The sequence below is a fragment of the Virgibacillus halodenitrificans JCM 12304 genome, from assembly GCF_001310895.1.
Classification (GTDB): Bacteria; Bacillota; Bacilli; order Bacillales; family Amphibacillaceae; genus Virgibacillus_Q; species Virgibacillus_Q halodenitrificans.
In genome coordinates this window covers 1-9,038 of the sequence record NZ_BAZS01000061.1, presented here as the reverse complement: position 1 = coordinate 9,038, position 9,038 = coordinate 1, and the positions used below count along the sequence as shown (strand labels likewise).

The 9,038-nt window shown below is 38.1% G+C and carries 9 protein-coding genes; 5 read left to right on the top strand and 4 right to left on the bottom strand.

Going from position 1 to position 9,038, the window contains the following annotated elements; all coding sequences use genetic code 11:
* Nucleotides 1-311: 311 nt before the first annotated feature.
* The 3 genes from JCM12304_RS18520 to JCM12304_RS18510 form a co-directional block, all read right to left on the bottom strand.
* A complete protein-coding gene (locus JCM12304_RS18520) occupies nt 312-1,124 on the bottom strand; it encodes an SDR family NAD(P)-dependent oxidoreductase (protein ID WP_040956676.1) in 813 nt (270 codons plus the stop codon).
* 17 nt (nt 1,125-1,141) lie between these two features.
* The gene (locus tag JCM12304_RS18515) at nt 1,142-1,579 is read right to left on the bottom strand and encodes a MarR family winged helix-turn-helix transcriptional regulator (RefSeq protein WP_060681961.1); all 438 of its coding nucleotides are present in this window, start codon (nt 1,577-1,579) and stop codon (nt 1,142-1,144) included.
* Nucleotides 1,580-2,251: 672 nt separating this feature from the next.
* Nucleotides 2,252-2,893 carry an endonuclease III domain-containing protein gene (locus JCM12304_RS18510; protein WP_060681960.1) on the bottom strand — a complete coding sequence of 214 codons (642 nt, stop codon included), beginning with the start codon at nt 2,891-2,893 and terminating at the stop codon, nt 2,252-2,254.
* A gap of 191 nt (nt 2,894-3,084) precedes the next feature.
* Between JCM12304_RS18510 and JCM12304_RS18505 the strand changes: the two genes are divergently transcribed.
* The 4 genes from JCM12304_RS18505 to pstB all read left to right on the top strand — a co-directional run bounded on the left by JCM12304_RS18505 (nt 3,085) and on the right by pstB (nt 6,918).
* Nucleotides 3,085-4,077: a PstS family phosphate ABC transporter substrate-binding protein gene (locus JCM12304_RS18505; protein WP_060681959.1), complete on the top strand. Its 993-nt coding sequence runs from the start codon at nt 3,085-3,087 to the stop codon at nt 4,075-4,077.
* Nucleotides 4,078-4,168: 91 nt separating this feature from the next.
* Nucleotides 4,169-5,122, top strand: coding sequence for a phosphate ABC transporter permease subunit PstC (gene pstC / locus JCM12304_RS18500; RefSeq protein ID WP_060681958.1), 954 nt, complete (start codon nt 4,169-4,171; stop codon nt 5,120-5,122).
* Between the two features lie 2 nt (nt 5,123-5,124).
* A complete protein-coding gene (gene pstA / locus JCM12304_RS18495; protein WP_060681957.1) occupies nt 5,125-6,009 on the top strand; it encodes a phosphate ABC transporter permease PstA in 885 nt (294 codons plus the stop codon).
* A gap of 120 nt (nt 6,010-6,129) precedes the next feature.
* On the top strand, nt 6,130-6,918 hold the full coding sequence (gene pstB, locus JCM12304_RS18490; protein WP_077359071.1) for a phosphate ABC transporter ATP-binding protein PstB: 789 nt from the start codon (nt 6,130-6,132) through the stop codon (nt 6,916-6,918).
* 75 nt (nt 6,919-6,993) lie between these two features.
* Here pstB and JCM12304_RS19685 read toward each other — a convergent pair whose 3' ends face one another.
* A complete protein-coding gene (locus tag JCM12304_RS19685; protein ID WP_019376269.1) occupies nt 6,994-7,143 on the bottom strand; it encodes a hypothetical protein in 150 nt (49 codons plus the stop codon).
* A gap of 147 nt (nt 7,144-7,290) precedes the next feature.
* Between JCM12304_RS19685 and JCM12304_RS18485 the strand changes: the two genes are divergently transcribed.
* Nucleotides 7,291-8,784, top strand: coding sequence for a potassium/proton antiporter (locus JCM12304_RS18485; protein ID WP_082388081.1), 1,494 nt, complete (start codon nt 7,291-7,293; stop codon nt 8,782-8,784).
* Nucleotides 8,785-9,038: the final 254 nt, after the last annotated feature.

The following is a 9,038-nucleotide window of genomic DNA, read 5'->3' as shown; positions in this document are numbered from 1 at the left end:
GTATTAACAAAACAAAATTTTGGGATAGCGTCTTTTGAAAAACTTCTATTTTAGTAGAAAATGACTTTTTCAGTGGCCTCGAATAGCATGAGCTGAAGACCCTGGACGTAGCGTAGCGGAGGAAGCGGCTGAAGCCATGCCGGTGGAAAGCGTCCCCCTGCAGTGGAAATCAATGAGTCCATTCACCTCCTTAAAATGAAATAAACTACTACCAAGTTAGTTCGGAGTTTATCTTTTTTGCAAAGGTTCACACGAACTAATATAAAGAGAAAAAAAAGGACATCTCCGGTCAGGAAATGTCCTCTTTTTTATTAATTAGATTCTTTTTGCTTTGCAGCCATTTCATTGAAAAATGGCACAGTTGGGTTTGCTAAATAATGCCCACCCTCGATTTGAAGTGTTTGCCCAGTCATGAATTTAGATTCATCTGAAGCCAAGAATAACACGGCATTACCGATGTCATCAGGATCCCCGTGATATGGAAGCGCATTGTAACGCATGAATGTTGCTTGTAACTCTTCAGACAAATTATTTTTAGCTGCTGGAGTTAAAATCAATCCCGGTGCTACACCATTACAGCGAATTCCGTCTTTTCCGTATTGTGTAGCAATATATTTTGTCAACTGAACTACAGCTGCTTTTGAAGCACCATATGCAGAGCGGATCGAGTCACTTGCAAATGCCGCCATGGATGCAGTGTTAATAATTGAGCCACCGCCAGCTTCCTTCATATGTGGAATTGCATAGCGACTACCTATTACAACACTCTTCGTGTTGACGTTCATCAAGCGGTCCCACTCGTCCAGGTCAATATTAACTACATCCAAATCCTTTTGAATATTAGTTAATCCTACATTATTATATAAGGTTGTTAAAGAACCATATTTTTTAACAGTAAAATCAACAGCTTCTGCGATAGATTCTTCTTTTGAAGCATCTAAGAAAATACCAGTAGCTTCTCCACCTTGGTTGCGAATTTCTCGTGCTGCTTCTTTCGCTCCATCTACATTAAAATCTCCAATTACAACACTAGCTCCTTCCTTAGCAAGTAATGTTGCTGCAGATAAGCCGATACCAGAAGCTCCTCCGGTTACTAATGCTACTTTTCCTTGTACTCTTCCCATTCTAAAACATCCTCCATTTATTTTGGTTTACTTTCAATATGTCGCAGTAATTTCTCTTGAATTGCGAGGAATTGACTAACCTCTTCCTCACTTAAAACCTCAAACATTTCTTTTCTGATCTCGGTCCCTTTTTGCTGAGCATCCTCTAACAACTGCAAACCCTTTTCCGTTATTTCCAAGCGAATGACACGTCGATCCCCAGTATCATACTTCCGTATTGCATATGCTTCATTAATCAGCTTAGAGGCAATATTGGTCATCGCACCTGGAGTATAACCTAAGGTAGAAGCTAATTCCGTTTGCTTCTGAGCCCCTTTGTGTCTTAATTCCTGCAATACCAAAATGGAAGATATTCCAACTGAACGTTGGAATGACCGGGACCATGTCAGCATCGATTCATTTGAAAACAATTCAATCGTGCGGATTAGTTTAAAAATATTTTTTTCCTTGTCCATATTATCTCCTCGATTAACTTAGTTGAATAGTACCACCATCAACCATAAGGGTTCGCCAGGCAATGTAGTCAGAGTCCACGCCTCAAAGAATCTACAACACATACTAAGACAGCACCCTATGCAGCTGCATAGATGCCTGAATTCAATTACCATTTATTCCAGCACGGAATGCAATGGTGTTAACACCATTTGCTTCCTGTAAGTGCGGCAATGCTCTTTTGCATTAAATAGAATGTTGGATAAAAGCTAGTAAAAAAGATAAATCCAGATGCTCCTGAGATACATTCTCAAATGATGCTAATATTGATGCATGGCCATTTCCCGAAATATCATGCTCACCTTTATGGCTAAACACCTTCTCTACACGGAGAGTCCGCTTTTTTTAATAAGATGGACTTCAATGAAGATTCAGTCTGATTGGCAGTTCTTTAATTCTTTTATTGTAGCACTTTCTGCTCCATTATTCAGGTATGCAAATTTAAACTTTTACAAATGCAGTTGCCCTTTTCTTACCAATCCTACCTGCACCACAAGTGATAAGGCATTTTATCTTTTCATTTAGCAATATATAATTGTTCCTTCATTCTATTCTACGCTAACTATTTTAACACTAAACTATTTGATGTTAAAGTAAATACATCTCTAAAGACCATCCATATCAAAGTCGTTCATTTACTCCAGCCGACGTGCACAGAGATCAAACAATGGGCAACCATTGCATATCGGGTTGCTTTTACAATGAACTTTTGCATGTTCTACCAGTAGAGCGTGATATTCATTCATTAAAAGTAAATCCAATGGTAATTCCTTTTCTAGTATGAAGCGAAATCCATCATAGGATACAGGCATATCATTACCCAACCGATAGAAAATACGTCTTGCATATGCATCCACTACAAATATTGGTTTATCAAAAGCATAAAGCAACATTACATCTGCAGTCTCTCTTCCAATACCATTGATCCCCAATAATTCATTCCTTATCTCTTCTCTGTCCCTCTTTTTTAAATTTTCTACCTCGTAATCATATAAGCGAAACCAAGCTATAAATGCTTTAATTCTTTTTGCTTTCACATTAAAGTAACCACTGGGACGTATTAACCGTGCTAACTCTTCCTGAGTCAATTTCTCTATTTGTTCGGGTGATAAGAATGGTTTCAATTGTTCCATTGCCTTTTCTACATTTCGCCAACTTGTATTCTGAACAAGAATAGATCCAATGAGCATTTCAAATGGAGTGTCAGCAGGCCACCAGCTTTGTACCCCATAACGTTGTAATAGTTTTATATATATATCATAGTAGTTTTCTGACATTACACTCCCCGCCCTTTCCTCTCTCTTTCTAACTAGTTCACTTACTCCTTCAAGTATAAACTATGTAGTTAGACCTATATTTACAAAACATTTACACTAAGCCAATACTCTCTTAACATTCACCCACTATACTTGCAATTGAGAGGGAAACTCTTAAAAAACATAATTGCAAAAGGGGAGGACAATTTATTATGAAATTTAAGTCATTTTTACTACTTATAGTAGGAGCTGCCTTCATAGTACTATTAGCAGCATGTGGGACAGACAAGGAGAAAAATGAAGGTTCTTCTGAAAGTGCAAGTGCTGATAGTGGGAATGATACTTCCTCCGAATTAGAAGGAAATGTTGTTATCGATGGTTCTGGTACAGTTTACCCATTAATGTCCCGCATCGCTGAGGAATATATGACAACAGAACAGCAAGGTGTTTCAGTTGAAGTAAGTCGGGCTGGAACTAGTGCAGGTTTTGAAAAATTTCTAATGAAAGATGGCACAGATTTCAATGATGCCTCTCGTAAAATAAAAGAAGAAGAGCAAGCAAAAGCAGATGAGCTTGGTATTGAAACAAAAGAATTAAAAGTAGCTTTAGACGGGTTAACCTTTGTTATTCATCCAGACAATGATTGGGCAACAGAAATGACACCTGAAGAGATTAAAAGCATATTTCTCGCAGATGGTGGGGTTGAAAAATGGTCAGACATTAATCCCGATTGGCCTGATGAAAAGATTAATGCTGTAGGACCTAATGAAAACCATGGAACTTATGAGTTTTTCTATGAAAATATTTTAAAAGAAAAAGACCTTGTAAGTGATGTTAATTTACAACAAGAATACTCCACTTTAGTAACACTGGTTTCTGAAGATGTGAACTCGATTGGATTCTTCGGTTTTGGATACTATGTGAATAACAAGGATAAATTGCAAGCAGTAAGCGTAGATTTTGGAAACGGCCCAGTAGAACCTTCGCTTGACACGATTGCAGAAGATGGAGAATATGCGGACTTTACCCGCCCTGTGTTTACCTATTTAAACGTAAATCATGCCAAAGAAAAACCTGAAGTACTTGATTATGCTTTATATGTAATGAATAACGTAAACACATTTGCAGGAGAAACAGGCTTTGCCCCCATTCCGAACGGAGAAGCAGAGTCCTTAATTGAAGAACTCGAGGCATTAAAACAATAAAAAGTGTTATTTGAAAGCATGAGATGAGGGCTGATTCGCTCTCATCTCGTTGTGACTTATCATGAGAAATCTCAGAAAGGAGCCTCAACTAATGGCAGCCCAACCCGAATTTAGACAGCAGCCTGGAGATATAAAAAACATAATTGAACATAAGAAACAAAGGAATAGCCTGGCTTCTGTCAGTGAGAAGCTCATACCAGCAATTTTACTCATTATCGCTTCTATTTCCATTCTCACCACAGCCGGTATTGTTGTGACATTGCTGACCGAAACGATTGCTTTCTTTCAACAGGTTTCCTTTGGAGAATTTTTCACTGGAAAAATACTGAAGCCTCTAAGTCAAAATCCGGAGTTCGGTATTCTTCCTTTAATTAACGGAACAATTATTTCATCACTTATCGCTATAATAATTGCTGGTCCAATTGGTATCATGACCGCAGTTTATTTAAGTGAATATGCTTCTGAAAGAGTTAGAAAAATCTTAAAGCCATTGCTGGAGATACTTGCAGGAATTCCCACCATTGTCTATGGTTTCTTTGCATTTACATTTGTTACACCTGTTTTAAGAGAGCTTATCCCCGGAATGGGAGCTACGAATATACTAAGCCCCGGCTTAGTGATGGGAGTCATGATTATTCCAATGATAGCTTCATTATCCGAAGATGCCCTTATCTCTGTACCAAATAGCATGAGGGAAGGTGCATTGGCAATGGGAGCCACCAAGCTGGAGACAACTTTTCGGGTGGTTATTCCAGCAGCTTTATCAGGGATTATCGCTTCCTTTGTATTAGGTATCTCTCGTGCGATAGGAGAAACAATGATCGTTACCATCGCTAGTGGAAGTTCCAAAAATTTCACCTTTGATGTTACACAGTCCATGCAAACAATGACTGCGTATATTGTAGAAGTTGCAGGAGGGGATGCTCCAGCCGGGTCTACAATTTACTATAGTTTATATGCTGTTGCCATGACATTGTTTATCTTTACACTTCTTATGAATATACTCGCAAGGTATGTTTCTCGTCGATTCAGGGAGGAATATTAGTGATGAAATATATTGATCAAGTGGACGTACGAAAGAGAATGAATTACCGTATTTTAAAAAACAGTTTATTTAAAGCTATATTCTTGTCTGCAGCGATGTTCGGATTGATTGTATTGGCGATACTATTAGTTCGTGTATTTTCTCAAGGTGTTAATTGGATTGATATGGAGTTTATTGCAAGTAAACTTTCTACAAATGCTAACAGAGCCGGCATTATGGGAGCAATCCTAGGAACATTCTGGCTTATGGTTGTTGTCATTCCTGCAACATTAATTATTGGGATAGGTACTGCAATCTATCTTGAACTTTATGCTAAAAAAGGACGAATGCAAGCTCTTGTGCAAACAAATATTGCAAACTTAGCAGGTGTACCTTCCATCGTTTACGGTTTATTAGGTTTAACTGTATTTGTGAGAGCTATGGATTTAGGAAATATTGTTCTTGCAGGAGGGCTTACACTTTCGCTACTCGTACTACCTATTGTAATTGTAGCGGCACAGGAAGCCATACGTTCTGTGCCTCAGCATTTAAGTGAAGCTTCTTATGGAATGGGAGCAACTAAATGGCAAACAGTAAAAAATGTTGTGCTTCCAGCAGCTTTACCGAGTATTCTAACTGGTTCCATACTCGCCTTTTCCCGTGCCATTGGGGAGACTGCACCGTTGACTGTTATTGGTATCCCTGCATTGCTCATTCCTTTCCCAGGGGGGATTATGGATACATTCACCGTATTGCCAATGCAAATATATTACTGGACGTTGGACTCATCACTTGTAGCAGAATATGCCAACCTGGCTGCCGCTACCATTGTAGTACTTCTGCTAATGCTGTTTATACTGAACTTTATAGCAGTTCTAATCAGAAACAAATTTCAAAAGAGATATTAATAGCAAAAGCGGGAGCACCTTGCTGCTGACTGACTGGAATACAAAGTAAATTAAATAAAGGAGATGGAGAATTTGAGTACATTAACAGATTCCTATAATATGGAGAGTAAAACAATTTCAATGACAAGACTACTCACGAGACCAATTCCTACGAATAAAACAGTATATCAAACGGAAGGCTTAAATCTATGGTATGGAGCAACACATGCCTTGAAGGAAATTAATTTATCTATTTATGAAAAAGAAGTAACTGCTATCATCGGTCCATCAGGATGCGGAAAATCCACCTTTCTAAAAACTCTTAATCGCATGGTAGAACTAGTTCCAACAGTGCGAACTTCCGGAACCATCAGTTACCAAGGTAGGAACATTTTGGATAAGTCTTTTAGACCCGAAGAGCTAAGAACCCGTGTTGGCATGGTGTTTCAAAAACCAAACCCTTTCCCAAAATCCATTTATGAAAATGTTGCATATGGACCTAAAATTCATGGGATCCGCAATAAAAAAATCCTTGATCAAATTGTAGAACAAAGCTTACGCGGAGCTTCTATTTGGGATGAAGTAAAGGATCGGCTAAAAGAAAATGCTTACGGCCTATCTGGAGGACAGCAACAACGCTTGTGCATCGCTCGTTGTCTTGCTATTGAGCCAAATGTTATTTTAATGGATGAACCTACATCCGCGCTAGATCCAAAGTCTACCTTACGAGTAGAAGAATTAATCCAAAAATTAAAAAAGGATTACTCTATTGTTATTGTTACCCATAACATGCAGCAAGCTTCAAGGATATCAGATAAAACCGCCTTCTTCTTAAACGGAGAAGTAGTGGAGTATGATAACACAGACATTATTTTTAATAATCCCACCGATCACCGTACAGAAGACTATATTGCAGGACGGTTTGGATAAGAATGAACTTCAAGCACAAAAGAACCACGTTCTCTTAAAGAGCTCGTGGTTCTTTTTATTAATAAACACAGTTATTTATTCTTCTTTCCTACTCTGATATTCATTCGGCTCTTCCCCGAGCTGACTGTTATAATTTTTATATTGGCTTTTCCGTCCATTACGATGTTCTCCACTTTGCTTGTTCTTTTTAAACATATTATTAAATTCTTTTTCTTTATTAACCATAAATATTTATCTCTCCTTTCATTTTCATTAGTTTCTGAATGGGAATATTATTTATTCACAAATAGTACTTCTTATTTTATTTTTTAAAAACTACGGTTTATTATTATATATATAGGCTTTTTAGCTTTGGAAGGAATGTTTATAAATATGGCTGTTGAAACACTGATTTTTTTATTCACTGCAATGCTTCTAATGGGTGTCCTAGCCACTAAATTCTCCACCCGTTTAGGTCTTCCTGCCTTAGTCCTCTTCTTACTTGTTGGAATGGGCCTAAATCGTTTTGTCTTCTTTGAAAATGTAGAACTCTCTCAGCTTATTGGAATAATGGCATTAATTATTATTTTGTTTGAAGGTGGTACTCAAACAAAATGGAATCATATCCGTCCCGTGTTAGGGGCAGCGAGTATCCTTTCTACCATCGGCGTACTAATTACTACAATTCTTACTGGCTTTGCTGCCATGTACATCTTAGACTTCTCCCTACTGGAAGGCATGTTGTTTGGGGCCATTGTTGGTTCTACAGATGCAGCAGCTGTATTCTCCGTTCTTGGTAATAAAAACATCAAGCGCAAATTAACCTCTACCTTGGAAGCAGAGTCTGGTTCCAATGACCCTATGGCAGTCTTTCTTACTGTTGCATTTATAGAAATGATCCAAATTCCTGATTCATCCATATGGTCTGCTGTTGGCAGCTTTTTTATACAAATGGGACTTGGGCTGCTCCTTGGCTTCTTACTCGGTAAATTAACTGTTTTAGTAATCAACCGCATTAAACTGGATACGGCGGGACTATATCCTGTGCTAGCACTAGCAATGGCTTCGCTAACTTATATCCTAACCGACACATTAGGAGGAAGCGGGTTACTAGCTGTTTATGTAATGGCTGTATATGTAGGGAACAATGACCTTATGTACCGTTTTACTATATTACGGTTTAACGAAGGATTTGCTTGGATGATGCAAATTCTTATGTTTATTCTTTTAGGATTACTTGTTTTTCCAACTCAGTTATTGGATGTTTTTTGGCAAGGTATTATCTTGTCCATCATTCTCATGTTCTTATCGCGACCTATCGCTATTTTCCTGTCCATGATTTTTTTGAAGTATAGTGTGAAAGAAAAACTGTTTATCTCTTGGTCCGGTCTAAAAGGGGCTGTTCCTATCGTATTAGCTACCTACCCTATTGTCGCTGATATCCCTAACAGTCAAACTATATTTAATGCTGTATTTTTCGTTGTGTTGATATCCGCTCTGGTTCAAGGAAGCAGCTTGTCTTGGCTGGCAAGTAAACTCGGTTTGACAGAAGATAAGAGTAAAAACTTAATGCCAAGCTTGGAAATCATTAATCTTGGAACAACAGATTCAGAAATTATGGAAGTCTCTATAACGAATAACTCACCAGCATTGGACACTTCCCTAATTGATTTAGAGCTTCCTGCAAACACACTTATTATCGGCGTGATCCGTAATGATGAACTGATCACCCCTTCTGGTAATACGGTCATCAAAGATGGAGATACATTATATGTTTTAAGTAATAAGAAAAGCAGAGATAAAGCCAAGAACGTATTAATGGGAAAAAAGATAAAGGAAAAGGAAGTTAAAAAGGCAAGTAAAAGAAAGCATAAGCAAAAATCATAATATAATTGCTGTTACCAGTTGGTAGCAGCTTTTTTTATTCTAATATCTATTCTGGGGTTATCCAATGATTCGCAAAATAGATAAACTGCGACGTAACTTGATTGTTTGCAAATGGCCCCGGCCGATTAATTTTCTCTCCGGCGGATTGCTTCGCTCTCCTGCTGATTAGTTTTCTCTCCAGCGGATTACTTCGCTCTCCTGCTGATTAATTTTCTCTCCGGCGGATTACTTCGCTCTCCTGCCGATTAATTTTC